Annotated in this window: 18 protein-coding genes and 1 tRNA gene; 7 read left to right on the forward strand and 12 right to left on the reverse strand. The window is 67.3% G+C overall.

The annotated features are described in order from the left end of the window. From P6F26_RS12275 to P6F26_RS12290, 4 genes are all read left to right on the forward strand, one after another. On the forward strand, positions 1 to 541 hold a 541-nt coding region (locus tag P6F26_RS12275), incomplete at its 5' end, for a COG4223 family protein (RefSeq protein WP_278028988.1). Between the two features lie 13 nt (positions 542 to 554). After that, on the forward strand, positions 555 to 2,099 hold the full coding sequence (locus tag P6F26_RS12280; protein ID WP_278028989.1) for a heme biosynthesis protein HemY: 1,545 nt from the start codon (positions 555 to 557) through the stop codon (positions 2,097 to 2,099). A 41-nt stretch (positions 2,100 to 2,140) separates the two neighbouring features. Beyond that, a tRNA-Thr gene (locus P6F26_RS12285) sits at positions 2,141 to 2,216 on the forward strand. A 243-nt stretch (positions 2,217 to 2,459) separates the two neighbouring features. Then, entirely contained in the window at positions 2,460 to 2,930 is a 471-nt protein-coding gene (locus tag P6F26_RS12290; protein ID WP_278028990.1) for a hypothetical protein, read from the forward strand. Between the two features lie 60 nt (positions 2,931 to 2,990). Here P6F26_RS12290 and P6F26_RS12295 read toward each other — a convergent pair whose 3' ends face one another. The 12 genes from P6F26_RS12295 to P6F26_RS12350 form a co-directional block, all read right to left on the reverse strand. After that, positions 2,991 to 3,329, reverse strand: coding sequence for an Hpt domain-containing protein (locus P6F26_RS12295; RefSeq protein ID WP_278028991.1), 339 nt, complete (start codon positions 3,327 to 3,329; stop codon positions 2,991 to 2,993). Between the two features lie 36 nt (positions 3,330 to 3,365). Further along, a complete protein-coding gene (locus P6F26_RS12300; RefSeq protein WP_278028992.1) occupies positions 3,366 to 4,304 on the reverse strand; it encodes a response regulator in 939 nt (312 codons plus the stop codon). 116 nt (positions 4,305 to 4,420) lie between these two features. Beyond that, positions 4,421 to 4,801, reverse strand: coding sequence for a response regulator (locus P6F26_RS12305; RefSeq protein ID WP_278028993.1), 381 nt, complete (start codon positions 4,799 to 4,801; stop codon positions 4,421 to 4,423). Positions 4,802 to 4,838: 37 nt separating this feature from the next. Continuing rightward, positions 4,839 to 6,515, reverse strand: coding sequence for an ATP-binding protein (locus P6F26_RS12310; protein WP_278028994.1), 1,677 nt, complete (start codon positions 6,513 to 6,515; stop codon positions 4,839 to 4,841). A 148-nt stretch (positions 6,516 to 6,663) separates the two neighbouring features. Beyond that, complete coding sequence (locus tag P6F26_RS12315) at positions 6,664 to 8,646, reverse strand: ATP-binding protein (RefSeq protein ID WP_278028995.1); 1,983 nt, start codon at positions 8,644 to 8,646, stop codon at positions 6,664 to 6,666. Between the two features lie 303 nt (positions 8,647 to 8,949). Further along, positions 8,950 to 9,879: a metal ABC transporter permease gene (locus P6F26_RS12320; RefSeq protein WP_278028996.1), complete on the reverse strand. Its 930-nt coding sequence runs from the start codon at positions 9,877 to 9,879 to the stop codon at positions 8,950 to 8,952. 4 nt (positions 9,880 to 9,883) lie between these two features. Beyond that, positions 9,884 to 11,095 (reverse strand): metal ABC transporter permease, encoded by a 1,212-nt coding sequence (locus P6F26_RS12325; protein ID WP_278028997.1) that lies wholly within the window; start codon positions 11,093 to 11,095, stop codon positions 9,884 to 9,886. Further along, positions 11,092 to 11,838: a metal ABC transporter ATP-binding protein gene (locus tag P6F26_RS12330; protein WP_278029049.1), complete on the reverse strand. Its 747-nt coding sequence runs from the start codon at positions 11,836 to 11,838 to the stop codon at positions 11,092 to 11,094. Before P6F26_RS12330 ends, P6F26_RS12325 begins: the two co-directional genes overlap by 4 nt. 83 nt (positions 11,839 to 11,921) lie before the next feature. Beyond that, entirely contained in the window at positions 11,922 to 12,836 is a 915-nt protein-coding gene (locus P6F26_RS12335; protein WP_278029050.1) for a metal ABC transporter solute-binding protein, Zn/Mn family, read from the reverse strand. Positions 12,837 to 14,237: 1,401 nt separating this feature from the next. Continuing rightward, a complete protein-coding gene (locus P6F26_RS12340) occupies positions 14,238 to 16,187 on the reverse strand; it encodes a methyl-accepting chemotaxis protein (RefSeq protein WP_278028998.1) in 1,950 nt (649 codons plus the stop codon). Between the two features lie 66 nt (positions 16,188 to 16,253). Further along, a complete protein-coding gene (locus tag P6F26_RS12345; protein WP_278028999.1) occupies positions 16,254 to 16,781 on the reverse strand; it encodes a chemotaxis protein CheD in 528 nt (175 codons plus the stop codon). Next, positions 16,778 to 17,791: a chemotaxis protein CheB gene (locus P6F26_RS12350; protein WP_278029000.1), complete on the reverse strand. Its 1,014-nt coding sequence runs from the start codon at positions 17,789 to 17,791 to the stop codon at positions 16,778 to 16,780. Before P6F26_RS12350 ends, P6F26_RS12345 begins: the two co-directional genes overlap by 4 nt. 139 nt (positions 17,792 to 17,930) lie before the next feature. Here P6F26_RS12350 and P6F26_RS12355 point away from each other — a divergent pair, with 139 nt between their 5' ends. From P6F26_RS12355 to P6F26_RS12365, 3 genes are read left to right on the forward strand one after another with little or no spacing between them, the layout of a single operon-like run. Next, positions 17,931 to 18,344, forward strand: a complete 414-nt coding sequence (locus P6F26_RS12355; protein ID WP_278029001.1) for an STAS domain-containing protein — start codon at positions 17,931 to 17,933, stop codon at positions 18,342 to 18,344. Then, entirely contained in the window at positions 18,341 to 18,709 is a 369-nt protein-coding gene (locus P6F26_RS12360; protein WP_278029002.1) for a response regulator, read from the forward strand. Before P6F26_RS12355 ends, P6F26_RS12360 begins: the two co-directional genes overlap by 4 nt. A 2-nt stretch (positions 18,710 to 18,711) precedes the next feature. Then, entirely contained in the window at positions 18,712 to 20,982 is a 2,271-nt protein-coding gene (locus tag P6F26_RS12365) for a chemotaxis protein CheA (RefSeq protein WP_278029003.1), read from the forward strand. Positions 20,983 to 20,985 lie beyond the last annotated feature (3 nt).

Here is a 20,985-nt window from a genome sequence, read left to right on the forward strand (position 1 = left end):
CGACGCCGCGGCCGCAGCCGCGCAGGCCGAGGCCGAGGCAGCCGCCGCCGAAGCCCGCGCCGAGGCCGCGCTGCAGCGCCTGCGCCTCGCCGTGGCCGAGGGGGGATCCTTCGCCGACGCTCTTGGCTCTGTCGCCGAAGTGGCCGAAGTGCCCGAGGCGCTTTCGGCAGCCGCCGACAGCGGCGTGCCCGGTCTCGAGGAGCTGCAGGAGAGCTTCCCCGCCGCCGCGCGCGACGCCCTTCCCGTCGCACTGCGCGAGACGGCCGGCGACGGCGCGATGGACCGCATCGGCGCCTTCCTGCAGGGTCAGATTGGCGGCCGCTCCATCGAACCGCGCGAGGGCGACGACCCCGACGCCATCCTGTCCCGCGCGCAGGCCGCCGTCTCGGAGGGGGATCTGCAAGCCGCGCTTGCCGAGATTTCCGCCCTGCCCGATGGCGCGCGCGCCGCGATGGCCGACTGGATCTCCGCCGCCGAAACCCGCGTCGCGGTCACCGACGCGCTCGACACGGTGGCGCAGTCCGTCACCGGCGCGAACTGAGGGAGGCGGGATCATGCTCTGGTCGTTGCTGAAAGTTCTGATCTTCATCGCCATCGTCGCGGGTCTCGCCATTGGCGTGGGATACCTGACCGAGTTGGACGAGGCCGCCATGCTGACGGTCGCGGGGCGCGAATTCGTCCTGACGCCGATCATGGCAATCGTCCTCGCGCTGGTGCTGCTGCTGGCCGTATGGCTTCTGTTCAAGGCGGTCGCGCTTCTGGTCGCCACGCTGCGCTTCCTCAACGGCGACGAGACGGCGATCAGCCGTCACTTCAACCGCCGCGCCGAGCGCAAGGGGTTCGAGGCGCTGGCCGAGGGGATGATGGCGCTGGCCGCGGGCGAAGGGCGCCTGGCCATCCGCAAGGCCGAGCGGGCCGAGAAATACCTGCACCGCCCCGAACTCACCAAGCTCATCCTTGCGCAGGGCGCCGAGATGACCGGCGACCGCAAGCTGGCGATGGAGACCTACAAGGCTCTGGTCACGGACGATCGCACCCGTTTCGTGGGCGTGCGCGGCCTGATGAAGCAGAAGCTCGAGGCGGGCGACACCGACACGGCGCTGAAGCTGGCGGAGAAGGCCTTGGCGCTGCGCCCCCGGAACGAGGAGGTGCAGACGACGCTCCTGCAGCTTCAGGCCCGCCACGAGGACTGGGCGGGCGCACGCGCCACGCTGTCCAAGGCACTCAAGGCCGGCAACCTGCCGCGCGACCTGCACAAGCGGCGCGATGCGGTCCTCGCGCTCGCCCATGCCCGCGAGGCGATGGCGCAGGGCAAGATCGCCGAGGCCACGCGCGACGCGACCGAGGCCAACCGCCTCGCTCCCACGCTGGTGCCGGCCGCCGCGATGGCCACGCGTCTCGCCATCGCCGAAAAGAACCCGCGCAAGGCGGCCAAGATCCTCAAGGCCGCCTGGGCGAACGAGCCGCATCCCGACCTCGCCGCCGCCTTCGCCGAAATCGAGCCGAACGAGACGCCTGCCGCGCGGCTGAAGCGGTTCCAACCGCTTCTGGCGAAGCATCCCGGCCATCCCGAGACGAAGCTTCTGGAGGCCGAGCTTCAGATCGCGAGAGAGGACTTCCCGGCCGCCCGCCGCGCGCTGGGCGACCTGGCCGAGACGAAGCCGACGACGCGCTCGCTGACCATCATGGCAGCGATCGAGCGCGGGCAGGGCGCCGAGGACCGTGTCGTGCGCGCATGGCTCGCACGGGCCGTCACCGCGCCGCGAGGCCCTCAGTGGCTGTGCGGCAACTGCGGGCAGGTCCATGCGGAATGGCGCCCCGTCTGCGCGAATTGCGAAAGCTTCGACACCCTCGCATGGGCGGAAGCGCCGCAATCCGAGGCCGCCCTCGCCGGCCCCGCCCAGATGCTTCCGATGATCGTCGGCGCGCTGGAGGACCGGAGGGACACGCAGGCCGAGGACGCCGAAACGGTGGAGGACGCCACGCCGCCCGAGACGGACGGCACGCGGGCGGCGGACGCCACGGCAGGCCCGGACGCGACGGGCGCGGAGCCTTCGGAAGACCGTTCTTCGGACACGGCGGCGGCCGAGCGAAATTAGGTCTCGCCAAGCGGCGCGGCCCTTGCTATGTCGCGCCCCGTGCCGGTGTAGCTCAGCTGGTAGAGCAACGCATTCGTAATGCGTGGGTCGGGGGTTCGAGTCCCTTCACCGGCACCATCCTTCCAAAGACGCCGATCCCCCTCGCGGGATGTGTCCGCGCTTCCGGAGCGGCGGCGATCTTCGCCGGGCTCAGGTGTGGCGTCGGCCTGCACGCGGCATTCGTCGCGGAGGACGCCGCCCGTGAGCTTGGAAATGTTGGCCCCCGGCCGGCTTCGCGACCAGTTTCCTTAACTTTGATAAAGGTTCGGAATTATTGGATTTGGTAATCTCCTCCCGTGCAACCACAGGAGACTTATCCAGATGAAGCGTATCCTGGTCATGGGCGCGACGCTGGCCGCTGCGGGCGTCGTCGCGGGGGTGGCGTCGGCCGAAACGGTCGGCGTCAGCCGTTGCGACAGCCAGATCGACGGCGGCTATTTCGCGCCCGGCCTGATGACGGTGGATGCCTCGGGCAACCGCCAGTTCTTCCCGGTGGGAGAGAACGACCTTACCGAAGCCATCGTGTTCGAGAGGGCGCTTGCCTTCGCATGGGTCGAGGCCCAGGGCCTGTTCCCCGAGGGCACGGTTTTCACGGACTATGACGGCTACATCTGCGGCGTGGCCAGCGAAGATGCGGGGAACCGGGGCGGAAACGATGCCGGGACCGACAGCGACAGCGATGGCGACGACACGTCCACTGACCCAGACGACGACGGCTCGGACGACGGTGACGACCGGGGCAACCGGAACCAGAACGAGAACAGGAACGAAAACAGGAACACCGGCGGCTGAGACCGGTGGCACCCACCCCTCGCCGGTCAGGTCCGGCGAGGCCAGGTCAGGCGGATCGCCTCAGGCTTCCTCGTCGAGGACGCGCTCCATCTCGTCGAGGAAGGCGTCGATGATCGGGCGCGAGGCATCCCAGCTTGGGGTTCTGCCCGGTGACATGAGGCGCTCCACCTCGAGCGCGCGGGCGCCCAGCGCCGCATAGCCGAAAGTCGCGGCCACGCCGACGGTCTTGTGGGCGTGCTGCGCGATCTCGGCCCGCTCGGCTTCGGTGGGGCAGATGCTTTCGGCACCGGCGAGGATGCACTCGATGGTCATGCAACGGTCCGCGACACGCTCGAGGAAACCTGCGCGCAGATCTTCGAGACCGGCCTTCATTCTGATGGTGGCTGCGGTGACGGTCACGGCGAAAGCTCCTCCTGGTGACGAGGCGGGACGGGATCAGGCGCTGGTGGCAAGGCCGAGGTTCTTGGCTTTCACGCTCGCGATCGCCTCGTCGATGATCCGCGTGGGCGACCCGAGCTGCATTGCGCGGATGTTTATCGGCGGACCGACCGAGATGGTGGGCAGCTGGATGTCGAGATCGCGGTAGATCTCCTGGAATTCCATGATGTACTCGCGCAACTGCGCGGCCAGCAGTTCGGGATCCTGTATCTCGGCGCGGGGCAGCAGGCAGACGAAGACGCCGCCGCCCGCATAGGCGATCATCCGGTTCGTCGGCTTCAGGCAATCCGCGAGGCAAGTGGCCACGTCGATCATCACCTCGCCGAAGACGTAGCCGCCCTCGAGGTCGTGGATCTGGCGCGCATTGGTCACGCGAACGCCGACCGCACAGACCGAAAGCGCCCGGAACATCCCGAGGGTCTTGAGGTAGTTGCCCATCGCGAAGAGATCGATGGCGCCGTCCACGCGCTTCAGCGGGATGCCGTCCATGAACCCGTAGGAGGGCGCTGCGAAAGCGTCGGTGCCAGGGCTGGAAAGGGCGATCTGCGCGCGCAGGCGTTCGCTGACCAGCCGCTCGATCACGCCCAGCCGGGCCTTGATCTCGACCGCGTCCACGGGCTTGGTCAGGTAGTCGGTCGCGCCAGCGGCGAACGCGGCGTCGATATGCTCGCGGTCGCCCATCGCGGTGTTCATGATGACGGGCGTGTCGCGGTATTCCTCGATCGAACGGATCTTGCGGCACAGCGCGATCCCGTTCATCTCGGGCATCTGGATGTCGAGAATGAAGCAGTCGAACCCGGCGGGCGTCTTCTCGATCAGGTCGAGCGCCTCCTGGCCGGACCCGGCCAGCACGAGGTCCTCGTGACCGAGACCCTGAAGGACCGTCTGGAACACGGCGAGGAAATCGGGATCGTCATCTACTGCAAGAATTTTCATTGCCGAAACCCATCTGCGGGGCGGAACACGGTTTGCATCCAAAGACCCATCAATTTGAATCGGTATCGATTAAAGCTGTCGGAAATTAGGCATAACTGGGGTCATGCAAGGCCTGCTCAGAGCCGCGCCCACGCGGTCCTGATCTGCGCCCCGAGCGTCATCGGATCGAACGGCTTGGTCACGACATCGAGCGCGCCGCGGTCGCGCAGGTCGCTGGTGACGCGGCTTTCGGCCTTCGCCGTCACGAAGATGACGGGGATGTCCGCACGCCCGGGTCGCGTACGGATGCTTTCCCACAATTCGGGCCCGGTCATGCCGGGCATCATCACGTCCAGAAGCAGGAGGTCGGGCTGCGTCTCGTCCACGGCTTCGAGCGCCGCGGGACCGGAATCGAACTGACGCAGCTCGAAATCATCCACGATCTGAAGCGCCATCCGCGTGATCTCGAGGATGTCGCCGTCATCATCGACGTGCAGGATCTTCTTCAGTTCTCGCATGGTGGTTTTTCTCGCGTCCATCCCGTCCGGCGAGCGGTCAGGCGACACTGGCCGCCTGATCCACCGTGTGAAGGCCGGCGGCAAATTCCTTTTCCAGTTCGAAATAGAAGACGGATCCCTTCCCGACCTCGGTCTCGAACGCGATGTGTCCCTTGTGGCGCGCCATGATCTCGCGGCAGATCGCGAGGCCGAGGCCGGTGCCCTGCTGCTTCTTGGAGTCGACGCCTTCCACCTGGGTGAAGCTGTCGAACAGGGTCTTGCGCGCATCTTCGGGGATGCCGGGACCGCTGTCCTCGACGCAGACGCGCCAGACCTCGCCGCGATCCTCGATCCGCAACGCGATGCTGGAACCCGGCGGCGAGAACTTCGCGGCATTCGACATGAGGTTCGACAGGACCTGCATCAGGCGATCGGGATCGCCGTTGACGAAGGCCGGCAGGGCCGGGTCCTCGACCACGAAGCGCACCTCGCATTCCGCCGCGAAGGCCGCGTTCGCCTCGGAGGCCTCGGCCAACAGGTCGCGCAGGTCGACCTTGCGCGGCGCGATCGCTATCTCGCCCGAGGAAAGCTTCTCGAGCACCAGGATGTCGTTGACGATCGCGAGCAGCCGGTCGCTGTTGCGCCGGGCCACGTTGACCATCCGCGCGGCGTCGCGCGACAGCTCGCCCACGACGCCCGACTCCATCAGGCGCAAGGCCCCCTTGATCGAGGTCAGCGGCGTGCGCAGTTCGTGGCTGACGGTGGCGACGGAGCTGAGCTTCAGGTGCTCGGCCTTCTTGCGCGCAGAGATGTCGCGCACGACCGACACGAGATTACGCCTTCCATCCGGCCCGCAATCGACGTGGGTCAGGATTTCGACGGGGCCCGCCATGTGATCGATCTCGATCCTCGAGATGTCCGTCTCGCCGGACAGGAGCGGGGCGATGTGGCGGCGGAACCGGCTTTTCTCGTCGTCCGTGAAGAAGTCGGACAGGGTGGCGCCACGAAGCACGCCAAGCGGCTGGCGCAGGCGTTCGCGCCCCTTCGCGTTGACGTAGGTGATGCGGAAGGTCTTGGCGTCGTAGATGTAGACCTCGTCGGGAAGCCCCTCGACGACCGCGTTCCGCCCCTCCTCCGCGCCTTCGGCCATTGCGCCCGAAAGGTCGGTCCGGATGGTGATCGTGTTCTCGAAGGCGCCGGTGTCGTCGAACCTTGGCAGGACGGTGGTCTCCATGGCGATCAGGCGCCCGTCCTTCGCCCGGATGCGCTCGGTGCCCTTCCAGATCTGCCCCTTCGAGACGATCTCGCGGACGCGGTCGCTTTCGGTCTGGCCGGCCTCGCCGGGGAAAAGCATCGTGGGCTTGCGGTTCATCACCTCTTCCGGAGCGTAGCCCAGCGTGTTCACGAAGTTCTCATTGACCAGCAGGATGGTTCCGTCGGGCTGCGCGACGCTGACGATGGTGTGCTCGTTCAGCGCCTGCTCCCGGAGGTAGATCGCGAGATCGCGCGCCGCGATCACGCGCTTGGCGGCGGCGTTGGGCTTGGCAAAGGACAGGCTGACGACGGTCACGAGCGCGACGACCGCCGATGTCACGACGAACAGGACGACGAACCCCTGCAGGCCCAGCGCGCTGATGCTGGGGGCCCATGACACGACGAACATCGTGACCACGAAAGAGATCGTGACGTCACTGAGCACCAGCGTCAGGGAGGACATCGCTTTCATCTTCGTCATTGACAGGCCCAAGGCTGGAAACGCGGTCTGTGTCGCCCGCGCGCCGACAGAACATGGCCCGAAAATTGAGGAAAATTCGGGCTTAAATAAGACACAACCGGCAACACATACGGGCATTGTTGAGGGAAGCGGGTGTCTGTTCCGGGGCTCAATCGGGCCGTCGATGGGTGCGCAACTCCAGTCGGAAGACGCTGCCTTTTCCGAGCTCGCTCTTCGCCTCGAGACGCCCCCCCTGCAGCTCCGCAAGCTCGCGCGCGATGGCAAGTCCGAGGCCGACGCCGCCATGCCTGCGGCTATCGGAATGGTCGGCCTGCCGGAAACGGTCGAAGATGAACCCAAGGTTGTCCTCGGCGATGCCGCAACCCGTGTCCTCGACCTCGACCCACGTGCGATCCGGCCCGCCGACGGCGCGCACCGTCACGCGCCCGGCCTCGGTGAACTTCAGGGCGTTGTCCATGAGATTGAACAGGATCTGGCGCAGGCGCATCGGATCCGCGACGACCTCGGTGCAATCGGTCTCGACGCTCAGGGCGACGCCCTTGCGCCTCGCGATCGGGCAGAACTGCTCGATCACGTCCCGCACGAGCGGGCCAAGCGGGATGACATGAGCGTTCAACCTGAAGTTGCCGTCTTCGAGCGATGCGAGATCGAGGATGCCCGAGATCAGGTGCAGGAGGTGCTGCCCGGACCTGTCGATCTGGTCGGCGTGACGGACGATCTCGGCCCTCAACGCCTCGAGCTGGATCAGCGCGGTGGCCCGGTCGCCCTCCTCGATCGCCTGCTTCAGCGCGACAAAGCCCGGCATGGTCTCGGGGTGCCCGAGAAACGCGTTGTAGCCAAGCACGACGGTCAGGGGCGTGCGCAATTCGTGGCTGACGGTGTTGAGGAACGTGGTCTTCGCGGCGTTCGCCGCCTCGGACCGCTGAAGCGCCTGTTTCAGCGCGGTGATGTCCACGCGGAAGCCCACGATGCTCCCCGAGGGGGTCCTCCGCTCGACCACGCGCGTCCAGCGGCCGCCGGCCAGTTCCTGCTCGATCGGGTCGCCGGGATCGCGGTGCTGCTCGAGACGCTCTTCGATCCAGTCCTCCTCGCGGCCGATGGCATCGACGAACTGGCCCGAGTGGGCCGCGTGGCGTATGATGTCCTCGAACCGCGCGCCTTTACTGATGGCGCCCGCCGCCTCGGCGTAGAACTCCTTGTACTTTCCGTTGAACATCAGCAGGCGGTCGTCGACGTCGAACAGCGCGAAGGCGTCCTCGAGCGCCTCGATCGCCTCGGCAAGCTGGGTCTCGGCCCTCTGCTTCCTGCCAAACGCCCAACTGAGCGCCCAGGTCAGCGTGAGGACGGCGACGGCGATCGCGGCGACGATCGCCCACATCCGGTTCGACGTCGGCGAGACCGTGGCCCAGCCGCCCACGGGCATCGCCGAGACGCTCCAGCGGACCCCCGGCCCGGTGACGGCGGTCCGCATGGGCGCGGCGTCCTCGGTCATGTCGGGGCCGAACAGGAGGGCACCCCGCGAGTCGTGCACCGAGATCGCGATCGTGGGCGGCACCCGGTCGAGGCCCGCCTCCTCGAAGAGACGCCGGGCATCGATGGCCAGCGAGATCACGCCCCAGGTCTCAAGCCCGTCCTGCGGCGCCGCAGGATCCGGCACGGCGGCGCGGGTGATGAAGCCCAGACCCCCCTGCACCAGCTCGAACGGTCCAGTGAGGATCGTCTGCCCGGTGCCGATCGCCTGCTCGACGCCCGGCCAGAAATCGGGTCGCGCCGCGAGGTCGAGGCCGATCGCGGCCCTGTTCGGTTCTTCGGGGTAGACGTATTCGATGACGAAGCCGGGCGCGGCGGCGACGTTGATGACGTCCGGCGCACTTCTCGTGAGCTGGCCCACGAGTTCCACGAAACGGCTGCGCGACAATTCCGCATCGGCGAGAAATGCGGCCGTCACGCCTTCCGAAATCAGGATCTTCTCCGCGATCTCGCGTTCGATCGCGGCGGCGGCGGCCGCGCTCATGCGCGTCATCTGAAGCTGCTCGCGGGCGCGATGGCGCTCGGCTGCCATGGCATCGAGCCCGATCCCGACGGCGAGAGCGACGAGGACGATCGCTATGTATCTGCCATTCCGATCCATACTGGTCACCGCACTTGCCGACCGCACGACGCCTCCGCATCAGCTCCGGCGACGGTCCGGACATTGGACAGCCGCCAGTGCGGAGTCTCTCCACCAATTCATGACGAATCGATGGCACGGACGTTGTTCAGGAAATCGTCGGCGTCACCCGCTTCGGCATTCCGAAAGACGAGTGACGGTCTGCTTGCTCCGCCGTACGCGGAATTCCGCCTTGGCCCGATCTGGCCGCATCAGAAATTCGCGGGGCTTTTGGATCCAATGCGAATGAGCGTCAAGTGAAAAAACGCATTGCCTTGAAAAGGGCTATTTTGAGTCCGGACCCGCCCCGGCCCGTTTCCGATGCGGGCCGAAAAGGCACGCAAGCCAGAGGATCGCGCCCGCAACGACTGCCGTCATGCCGGCCGCGCTGACGGCGTCCGTCCCGCCAAGCCAGAGGGGTCCGTAACCCGCCAGCACATACCCGAGCGTCGCGGAAAGCGCGGCGAAAAGGACCGACCACAGGACCTGCGTCTCGAGCCGCGATGTCATCAGGCGCGCGGCGGCGGGAGGGCAGATGAACATGGCGATCACGATGATCGAGCCGACGGCGTCGAACGCCGCCACCGCCGCCAGCGCCGCCGCGATCACCAACCCGAGGCCGAGCGCCGCCGCCGGAATGCCCAGCGCCTCGGCGAACCCCTCGTCGAAGGTCGAGATCTTCAGCCAGCGCCAGAACACCAGCGTCAGCACGGTGACGATGGCGCAGGCGACCGCCATCCGGCCCAGCTCGGGCGGAAGCGTCGCCAGCGCCTCGGGGTCGAGCAGCGAATGCCACCCCTCTGCCCGCAGCCAGATGAGCGACTCGAGGTTGCCCATCAGCGCGTGCTCGACGTCGAGATGCACCGAGGACGTGTCGGTCTGCTCCAGCAGGAGAACGCCGGCCGCGAAGAGCGTGGTGAAGACCACCCCCATCGCCGCGCCCGGCTCCACGCCGCCGACCCGCTTCACCAGCTCGATCAGGATCACGGCGACGACCGCCGCGCCGGCCGCCCCCAGCAGCATCGGGATTGCCGAGACCACGCCTGCCACGAGGAAGGCCACCACGATGCCGGGCAACACGACGTGACTGATCGCGTCGCCGATCAGGGCCTGCCGGCGCAGGATCAGGAAGTTGCCCGGTAGCGCGCAGGCGATCGCGGCGAACGTCCCGATCAGGATCGGCGTCAGCGAGAACTGGACGAAGTCGGCCCCCATGCCCCTAGCCTCCGACCGGTGCGGGCGGGCCGAGCCTGCGGTCGAACTCCCGGATCTCGTCGGCGGTGAACACTTCCTCGATTGGGGTCAGTCCGTCGTAGCGCCCGGTCAACCCGGCGTCCTGGTGCACCTGCCGCGCGACATCCCAGCGCCGCTCGTCCCGCGAGACCTTGGCGGCGGCGGCCCGCCCCTTGTCGGTGGGCACCCCGTCGCGCCGTATCAGCCGCTCGCGCTGCAGCAGGCGCAGCGTGTAAGGCTCGCGGACCGGATCGTGCCGTGCAAGCGCCAGAAGGCCCTGCCGGCGGTGGACGCGCGCCTGGAACTGCCTGCGTCGCAGGAGGGCGGCGGCAAGCCCCCGAACCGGCGCGAACAGCAGCGAGACCGTGAAGATCGCGGCCGCGACCAGAACGATGATCGGCCCGGTCGGAAGGTTCGGCGCAGAGGCCGAAACCGCCGCACCGACATAGCCCGAGACGCCGCCGACGAGTCCCGCGATCCAGAACATGCGATGCACCCTCTCGGTCCAGAACCGCGCCGCGACAGGCGGGATCACCAGAAGCGCCACGATCAGCACCAGGCCCACGACCTTCAGGCCGATCACCGTCACGGCAAGCACCGAGGCCATCATCATCAGGTCGATGCGCGACACATCGTAGCCCGCCGAAGCAGCGTAGTCCGCATCGAAGGAGACAAGCGTCATCGGCCGCCGCATCACCCATGTCGCCAGCACCGCAAGCGTGCCACCGGCGGCGATCACCATCGCGTCCTGGCGCAGCATTCCGGCGGTCGAGCCGAGAAGGAAGTCCTCCAGCCCCGCCTGCCGCCCTGCATTCATCGTCTGGATCACCGTAAGAAGGACGATCCCGATCCCGAAGAAGACGCCGAGGACCGCGCCGATGGCGGCATCCTCGGCCAGCCGCGTCCGCCGCACCATCCACTGTATCGCCAGAAGGCCCAGCGCCGCCGTCACGGCCGATCCGAGCAGGAGGCCCGGAAGGCTCCGCCCGTCGCCGCCCAGCGCGACCATCGCCATGAACGCGAGCCCCACTCCGGGCAAGGTCGCATGTGCCACCGCATCCGAAACGAGCGCGCGCTTGCGCAGGAACAGGAACGTGCCAGTGGCGCCCGCCGCCAGCCCCAGGAGACCGGCCCCGATGGCCACCAGCGCGGCATTGTATCCGGCCTGCAGCAAAAGCGCGTCGAGGACTGCGCTCAAACCGGCCCCCGCGCCATGGCGAGCTGATCGAGATGCGTCGCCTGCAGCCGGCCGCCATAGGCCGCGGCCAGCGCCTCGCCGGTGAAGGCCTCGGCGACGGGGCCCTCGGCGATGGCGCGCACGTTCAGGAGGAACACGCGATCGAAGTAGTCGGCCACCGTCGCGAGGTCGTGGTGAACCGCGACGACCGTCCTTCCCTCGGCCTTGAGGTGCTTCAGCACATCGACGATGGCGCGCTCGGTGGCCGCGTCCACGCCGGCGAAGGGTTCGTCAAGCAGGTAGAGGTCGGCGTCCTGCGCCAGCGCCCGCGCAAGGAACACGCGCTGCTGCTGACCGCCCGAAAGCTGCCCGATCTGCCGGTCGGCGAAATCGGCCATGCCAACGCGGCCAAGGCAGTCGCGCGCCGTCGCGTCCCAGCGCCCGGACAACCGGCCGAACAGCCCCACCTTGCGGTAGAGCCCCATCTTGACCACGTCGAGGACGCTTGTCGGGAAATCCCAGTCGACGCTCGCGCGCTGCGGGACATAGGCGATCCGGTCGCGCGCCTCGGCGAAGGGACGGCCGTGAACGCGCACCTCGCCCGACAGGCGGGGCACGATCCCGAGGCAGGCCTTCAGCATCGTGGACTTGCCCGCGCCGTTCGGCCCGACGATCGCCGTCATCGTGCCCTTGGGAAACGTGGCGTCGACCGAAAAGACCGCGGGCTTCTCGGCATATGTCACGGTCAGGCCGGCGACGCTCATCGCCGCGTCCGCCGCGGGCAGGCTTCCGGCGGCGGGTCCGATGCGCGCGGCGACGATGCGGCCGGCTTCGGGGCGCGGGGACGTCAATTCAGCAACCCCTGCATCCCCCGGTCGGGCACGTCGCCGCCCAGCGCCGCCGCGATCGTGGAGGCGTTGTGGTCGATCATGCCGATGTAGGTGCCCTCGTAGGAGCCCTCCTCGCCCATCGCGTCCGAGAACAGCTCGCCGCCGATGGCGACCTCGTGGCCCCGCGCGGCAGCTCCCTCCACGAGGGCGCGGATGTTTCGATCGGACACCGAGCTTTCGACGAAGACCGCCCCGATGCCGCGCTCGACCAGCATGTCGACAAGCTCCGCGATCCGCTGCAGGCCCGCCTCGCTTTCCGTGGAGATGCCCTGGATCCCCGCGACCTCGAAGCCGTAGGCTGATCCGAAATAATTGAACGCGTCATGCGCGGACAGGAGCACGCGGGCGTCCACGGGCACCGTCGCGAGGATGTTGGACGCGTATTGCGCCAGTTGCGCGATCTCCGCGAGATGCGCGTCGGCGTTGGCCCGGAACGCGGCCTCGGCCTCGGGATGGACCTCGATCAGGGCGTCGCGGATCTCGAGCACGACACGGGACCAGAGGTTGGGGTTCATCCAGACATGCGGATCGTATCGCCCTTCGTAGTCGTCGTGCCCGATCAGCAGGTTGCGCGGCAACGCTTCGGCGACGGCGACGACGGGCATCGTCCCGGCGAGATCGGCGAGGAAATCCTCCATCTGCGCCTCGAGATAGAGGCCATGCCAGAGCACGATGTCGGCGTTGGCCGCCGCGACGATGTCGCTGCGCGTCTGGCGGTAGGCATGGGGATCGACGCCGGGGCCCATCAGCGCCCGGACGTCCACGAGATCGCCGCCGACCTCGCGCGCGGCGTCCGCGATCATTCCGGTGGTGGCGACGATCTCCAGCCGCTCCTGCGCGAGCGCCGGCCCTGCTGTGGCCGAAAGCGCCATGGCCGCAACGGCGGCGAAAACCCGTGATTTCCGAAAAAACACCCCTTGCTCCTCTTCGTCATGCTCTTGGTCGCGCCAGAACCGCTGCCGTCAATTAGTTTTTAGTGCGACGCATTCGCAAAGTCAATGTTATTGCGAGTCATTCTCATAAAGGCCCGCTCATGATGGGCGGGGGGGAAAGGCACGCGAACAGCGCGACTGTCGGACCTTCCGCTTCACGGACTGTCCCGCGGCGACCTCAATGGGAAACGGTTAGAAAAGGTATGGCGGTGGATGCGGCCCCGACGGCGGACGATCCCTCAGCCATCGGCCGGAAACGACCGGTTCGACAGGCCCGAGGAGACACCTTGCGCACCCTCGATGTGCCGAGCCGCATCGCACCGGGACGATGCGCGCGGGACCCCGGCACTCACGATCAGGCGTCGCGGCCGCCCTCGCAGCGGCCTCGGCTGGGAAGCCGACGCCGCATGTCCATCCGACCTGCGATGCCGCTCTCCTGGCCCCGGCGCTTTCGATGGCAAGGAAACAGGCGGTTCGACAACGCAAGGGAGGCTTTCGCGCCATGTACAAGAGGCGAGCCGCGGCACCGCATCTGGGCGCGCGACCCGCGGCCAACTCACGAACCGGCGTCTTGGTCGATCCTGCATCGGTCCGGGCTCCGGGTCGGACCGCGCACGTCCACCCGGCCGGCGTTTCGAGGTGCTCTCGTCAGCCGGGTGAAATGCCTTGGAAGGAAACCCATGTTCGATCGACAAGATGCGGCACCTTCGCCGTGTCAAAGCGTTCAGCCGTGCAGTGCCGGGTCTGCGCGCGAACCACGGCCAGCTGATGAACCGGCATCTTGGTCCATCCCGCACCTGTCAGGGCTCCGGAGGGCACCGCGCGCACCCACCCGACCGGCGGTTCCAGGACTGTTCGAGTGCGCGGACATATGTCCCTGAGGAAAGACACTGGCTCGACAAGGCAAGGTGACATCCGCGCCATGTCGAGGGCGCGAGCCCTGCCCCTTCGGATCGACGCTTGCGGGTAGCGCGAACCACCTGAGAACACGCGGCCCGGATGGTCGGGCATCGGGAGGAAGCCGCCAGTTCTGTCAATCAAATCGGGCCTCTGCGCCATGTCAACGCGGTCGGCCCTGCCACGCCCGGTCAACACGCACCGCGAACGCGATGCCCGCGACGGCGTCGCATTCCGTCTCGCACCGGTCCCCAGCCCGAAGCAGCCTTTGCAGGTCCATCCAGACCGCACTTGCACGACCCGCCTTCGGTCCCGGCATTTGCCCTCTTGGCCAGTCACCCCGAGTGGACCCGCCAACGGCAGAGGGGCTCAGATCGCGGCGGCAACTGCCATCGCGAAGGCCCTGCATTCGTAAGCGCGGCTTCCCCGAGCTTCTGCCGGTTTTCAGAATTCGTGCCATGAACCGCCGCTGTTCACCGCTTGCTTCTGCGCGCGCGGCGCCTTGGCCGCCGCGTCGGCTGCGGCGCTCCAATCGGCGACCCGGGGTGTCACGTCGAGGTCAGGCGCATCGGCCGGACGTGCGGCGCCATCGGAAAATGACGGAGCGCCGTCCGCCTTCGCCGCCGCGCCATCGACGCGAAATCCCGCCAGGGCCGCAAGAAGATCGTCGGCCTGCGCGAGCAAATCGGCAGCCGAAGCCGTCGTCTCCTCCGCGACCGCACGGTTCTGCTGGGTCGCGTGGTCCAGCTGGTTGATGCCGGTATTGATTTCCTTGAGCCCGCTGGCCTGCTCGGATGCGGCAGATGCGATCTCGGCGACGAGGCTCGCGGCCCTCTGCGCACGCTCGAGAATGTCCGACAGGCTGCCGCCGGCCTTGTTGACGAGATTCGATCCGGCCTCGACCTGGCCCGCGCTTTCCGAGATCAGATCCTTTATCTCGCGCGCGGAATCGGAGGCCCGCTGCGCGAGCAGCCGCACCTCCGATGCGACCACGGCGAAACCACGTCCGGCTTCGCCAGCGCGCGCAGCCTCGACGCCGGCATTCAAGGCGAGAAGATTGGTCTGGAAAGCGATATCGTCGATGACGCCGATGATGCGGGTGATCTGCGCCGAGCTTCTTTCGATCCCCTGCATCGCCTCGACGGCCTGCCCGACCACGGATGCCCCGGTCTCCGCGCCGCCCCGGTTCTGTTCGCTTGCCTCCTTGGCGCCCGACGCGCTTTCCGCGGTCGATCGCACGCTGACGGTCAACTGGTTCAGGGCCGCCGCCGATTCCTCGAGCGTCGCAGCCTGGCTTTCCGTTCTTGCCGAAAGGTCCCTGCTCGCCTGGGTGATCGCCTGCGAGCGCTTTCGCACCCCCTCCGCGATGGAGGTGATCCGCCCCATCACGCCGCCGATACGGTCGATGACCGAATTGTAGCTCTCCCGCAGCGTTTCGTAGGTTTCAGGGAAGGGGTTGTCCGGCGGGCTTTCGATGCGCCGTGTCAGGTCGCCCTCGGCGAGTCGCGCGAGGGCGTTCTTGAGTTCGTTCACGACACGGATCTGTTCGAGCCTCTGGCGCTCCCGCTCCGCTTCCTGCGATGCCGCTTCGGCCGCAATTCGCGCGCCCGTCACAAGGTCTTCCCGCAGATCGGCAACCGCGCGCGCCATCCGGCCGACCTCGTCGCCGCTCGTGCGCCGTGGCAAGGTGACATCGAAGTCCTTGCGCGCCATCGCGGTCACGACCTTCGTGGTTTGCCGCAAGGGTCGCAGCATGACGAGCAGTGTTGTGACCGTTGCGGTGACGCCTACAGCGAGCGAAACGGCAAGCCAAACGGCGAGACGGCCCATCACTTCGCTCAGCGTTTGCGCCATCGATCCCTGGGGTATGGCGGCCGCGACCGCGCCGACCACCTGGCCAGACGGCGAAAGGATCGGCTCGTAGATCGTGAGAAACGGCTCACCGAGGACATCGGTATACCCGTCGAACCGGCGGTCGGCCACGAGCGCCCGGTGGGACGCGCTCTGGGCATCGAGCAGGGTTCCGGTGGCCGTCGTTCCATCTTCCTGGCGCACGTTGGTGAATTCCCTGCGGAACGCACCGATGGACCTGTCGAACGAGAAGAGCGTAAGCTGCGCGCTCGTGAGTTCGGTCAGCCGTTCCAGAAGCGCGACCGACACGTCGAGCTCCGTCCCGTTCCATGTCATGGCGGTGACGTGGCCCGGGCGGGCGCCGTCCAGCTCGATGCCGTCGCTGGATCCCGCGAGGCTGTCCGCGAAGACCCTGAGCGCCGTCTGCGCCTGGACCAAAGCGGTCTCCCGGACCTTTTCATAGGTCACCTTGTTGATCACGAAGATCATCATGCCCGCCATCAGCGTCATGGACAGCCCGGTAAGGATGGCCAGTTTGGGCACCAGGCTGAGGCTCCGGAATGGCCACATATTCATTCTCCTTCGATGCGGGTGCGGACCCGGGTCGGTTCAGAAAAGCTCGATCGAGCCGGATGCGCACCTCGGCCTCTCGCGCGCGATTTCGGCATTCTGCACGGCATCCTGCCGGTCGATCAGGAGCTGTTGCGCCCGGCCCGTCGCAGGCCAGAACCGGATGCGGCGCGCCTGCGCGCCGCCAAGACTGTGGGACTTGCACGCGATGCCCTCGTTGCTGAGGAACGCGAGCGCCGCCTCGCCGTTGCGGCGGCCGATGTCGGGAAGGTTCGGCATGATGCGCGCGCCGCCAAAGAGCTTTGCCTGCAGCCGCTCGCGTGCCGCTCCACGTTTCAACAGAGCGTTCACGAGTTGCTCCATCGCGGCGGACGCGTAACGAATGTCGGTGGCGCCGCCGGAATCGGGGAGCAGGAAGTGGTTCATGCCCCCGATCCCGCGCACCGGATCGTGAAGACAGGCCGAGACGCAGGATCCGAGGACCGTCTGCATCGTGGCATCGGCCGCGTCGGACACAGCCTGCTCGCCCTGGATCACGTGAATGTCGTGGAACGCGAGGCCGGTCATCGCACGACCTCCGTGCGCGAGGGGCGGTCGGTCATGCAGGGTGCCGATGACGGATCGCCCGACCCGATGAGCGCACCCGCGATTCGCTCCAGCGGAAGAACGCTGCAGGCGGCGCCGATCTCGACCGCCACGCGCGGCATTCCGTAGACGACGCAGGTCGCTTCGTTCTGGGCGATCGTCATGCCCCCCGCAGCCTTGATCCGGCCCATGCCGGACGCTCCGTCCGCCCCCATGCCCGTCAGAAGCGCCGCCGCCACCCGGCGCCCGTAGGGGGCCGCGGATTCGAACAAGACATCCACGGATGGCCGGTGGCCGTGACGCGGCGGATCGGCGCGGAGCCGGCAGCGAAGGGCCGCACCGCCCTGAAGCGACAGGTGCGTGTCGGAATCGGCCGCGACGTAGATGTGACCCGCCGTCACCGGCATTCCGTCCCGCGCGGCCAGAACGCGAGGCCTGCAGCGCGCGTCGAGCCGCGCGATCATTCCGTCGATGAACCCCGTCCGGATGTGCTGGACGACGAGGGTGGGCGGGCAATCGGCGGGAAAGCCCGTAAGCACGGTTTCGAGGGCGCTGACGCCGCCCGTCGACGCCCCCACGACCACCAGTCCGGGCATCGATCCCTCCGGCGCGGCGGCGATGCGGCCCTTCGCCCCCACCTCGACGCGCCCGAGGATTCGTTCCAGCCCGTCGCCTCCGCCGTATGCAGCAAAGTCCACGGACTTTCGGAATCTGAGCGGAAGCCGGTTCGCGCGTTCGTCGCCGTACATGACGAACGACGCCGACAGGGCATCGACGAGGTGCAGGAACATCGGCAACCCGGGATCGCCGGACAGCTCGACGGCCATGATGATGGCGTCGGGCTCCTGCGATTCGGCGAGATCGAAGGCCTCGGCCAGCGATGCGGCTTCGATCGCGCCTGCCCCTCTGAACTGCGTCAGGAGGCGTCCTCGCCTTGCGGGATCCGGATCCGCGACGAGCAGACGCAGACTGCTGGCTCTCGACTTCGACATCTGTGGCTGCCTTCGGATCACCTGGCGGAACACGTCGCCACCCGATTCCCTGCCACATCCCCGTAAAGAAAACCTTGCCTGCCCGAAGGCGGCGCGCAGGCCGGGCCAGGCCTCACGGGGCAACCAATCGTTAAGCGCCGTGTGCCTATCTATCGGTCGATACGCCGTCCGCGCCGGATTCGCTGCCTCGCCGCGCCGGGCGTTCCATGGCCCATTCCCGCACGGGCCGATTGTTGTTCGCGAAGGAGAGACCGAGTTGCAAGAGGTTCTCAAGCTCCCCGAAAGACTGGACGTCGCAGGCGCGAGGTCATTGCACGAAGCGATGCTGCCCATGCGCGGAGAGGCGCTGATGATCGACGCGGCGGCGGTGGAAAAGATGGGCGCGCTCGCCATCGAGGTGCTGCTTTCCGGCGCAAGGCAATGGGCGGAGGACGCGCGGCCGTTCTGCATCGTCGCCGCCTCGGCACCCTTCCGCGACACATGCAAGGGGCTCGGACTGACCGCCGAATTCCTCACCGGGATCGCGGACACGTTCGAGGGGAATGCGAAATGACCGTCAGGATCCTTGCCGTCGACGATTCCCCCACGATGCGTGGCCTGATCGGCGCCGCGCTCACTCCGAATGGGTTCGAGGTCCATTTCGCCGAAGATGGAATGGACGGGCTGGAGCGTCTGGCCGAGGCCTCGCCCGACCTCGTGATCACCGACATCAACATGCCCAGACTTGACGGCTTCGGCGTGATCGAGGGCGTGCGCAGGGACCCGGATTTCGGAAGCCTGCCCGTTCTCGTCCTGACGACGGAAAACGGCGAGGACCTCAAGGCACGGGCGCGCAAGGCGGGCGCCACCGGCTGGATCGTCAAACCATTCGACGACGAGCGGCTCGTCAGTGTGATCAACCGCGTTCTGGGAGTGTGACGATGTCGGGCCTCGACGAATTGCGGGTGTCCTTCTTCCAGGAATGCGAGGACCTGCTCGACAGCCTGGGCGAAGGCCTGAGGGAAATGTCGGAGGACGGCGAGGAACAGGACATCGAAACGGTCCACGCCGTTTTCCGCGCGGTGCATTCCATCAAGGGCGGCGCGGGTGCGTTCGGCCTCGACGACCTCGTGACGTTCGCGCACCTCTTCGAGACGGTCCTCGACCAGATGCGTTGCGGCAAGATGGCGACCTCGGAGAGCGTCATGCGGACGCTCCTGCGCGCCGGCGACATGCTGTCGGACCTGGTCTTCTGCGCGCGGGACGAACGCGCGCCGGAGGAATCGCGCCTGTCGGAAGTGCTCGCCGAACTCGACGCGCTGGCCGATGGCCATGGCGAGGACGACGAAGCACTGCCTTTCGAATTCGTCCCCAGCTCTCTCTCGATCGGTCCAATCGAGGCGGCGGAGGATGTCGACGACCCCATGATCGCGGAAGGCGAGTCAGGCACGATGTCCGGCCCCGCGGAATACCGGATCCATTTCAAGCCCAAAGGAGAGCTCTACGGAACGGGAAACGAGCCGCTCGCTCTGTTTCGTGCGCTGGACCAGATGGGCACCCTGGCGATCGAGGCGGACACTTCCGGCATCGCCAGTCTTGCTGACTTCGGCGCGGACCAGCCCGGCCTTTCCTGGACACTTCTCCTCGAGACCGAGGCGGCGCAGGACGAGATAGAAGCGGTCTTCGAATTCGTCACCGATCTTGCGGACGTGTCGATCCGGCGTGCCGCCAGGCCGGAGAATGCCGACACGCCCCATCTGATCCCCGCGACCGCGCCGCCCAACCTTGAGGACGGCCCTCCGGCGCCCTCGCTGCTCGCAGCCGACGCGCGGGAGGCCCCGGCACGCGATGAAATGGCAGGGAACGACCCGCCATCCGAGGCCGCACCCACCCCGGATGCCCCGACGGCCGTCGCCGCCTCGGCGACCGCTTTCGCCGGTGTCGATGCCGGACCAGACCAGCGCAAGCCGAAGGCTGCGGCCGGAATGGAGACGGGCAGCGCGACCGCGCCACCAGCCACGATCCGGGTGAATCTCGACAGGGTCGACCGGCTCATCAACCTGATCGGCGAACTCGTCATAATGGAGTCGATGCTCTCGCAGGCCGTCGAAAACGCGGGGCTCGCCGCGAACAGCGACGTGTCCAACGGGCTCGACGGCATAAAGCAGCTCGCGTCCGGCATCCAGGAAAGCGTCATGGCCATCCGGGCGCAGCCGCTGAAGCCCGTCTTCCAGAGAATGCACAGGATCATCCGCGAAGCCGCCGACGCGACCGGCAAGCAGGTGCGCCTGATCGCCAATGGCGAGGCGACAGAAGTCGACAAGACCGTTATCGAACGGCTGGTCGACCCCCTGACGCACATGATCCGCAATTCCGTGGACCATGGACTTGAAGATGCGGCGGTGCGGATCGCCGCCGGCAAGCCCGAGACGGGAACCATCACGCTATCCGCTGCGCATCGCTCCGGACGCGTCATCATCGAGGTTTCCGACGACGGGGCCGGGATCAACCGCGAGAAGGTGCGCGAAATCGCCGAGGCCAAGGGACTGGTCGCGCCCGGCACATCACTTACGCCCGCCGAGATCGACAACCTTCTGTTCACGCCGGGATTCTCTTCGAAGGAGGAAGTTTCGGCGCTTTCCGGGCGGGGGGTCGGCCTCGACGTCGTGCGGCGGGAGATCCAGGCGCTCGGCGGGCGGGTCACGATCCAGTCGGTATCAGGCGAAGGCACGACCTTCACCATCGCGCTGCCCCTGACACTGGCGGTGCTAGAAGGAATGCTGGTGGAATTCGGCGGTGAAATGATGGTTCTGCCCTTGTCCGCAATCCTCGAAACCCTTCGCCCCTCCAGCGCCACCATCCATTCGATCGGCCGCACCGGACGGGTGGTCGCGAACCGAGGCGAGCTCATTCCGATCATCGATCTCGCCGACGCGTTCGGCATCAAGAAGCCGGGTGACACCGCCGAACGCGACGTCCTTCTGCTCGTGGAATGCGAGGCTGGCCGAAGGGCCGCCCTCGCCGTGGACATGATCCATGACCAGCGCCAGGTCGTGATCAAGAGCCTAGAAGAGAATTACGGGGCCATTCCCGGCATTTCGGCGGCGACTATCCTGGGAGACGGGCGTATCGCGCTGATCGTCGACCCGGAGGAAATCATCGCTTCGGCCGCGCCCGACCTACCCGCCCCTCCCCTTGCAGCGAACGAGTAGACC

This window comes from Roseicyclus salinarum (genome assembly GCF_029624655.1).
Lineage (GTDB): Bacteria > Pseudomonadota > Alphaproteobacteria > Rhodobacterales > Rhodobacteraceae > Roseibacterium > Roseibacterium salinarum.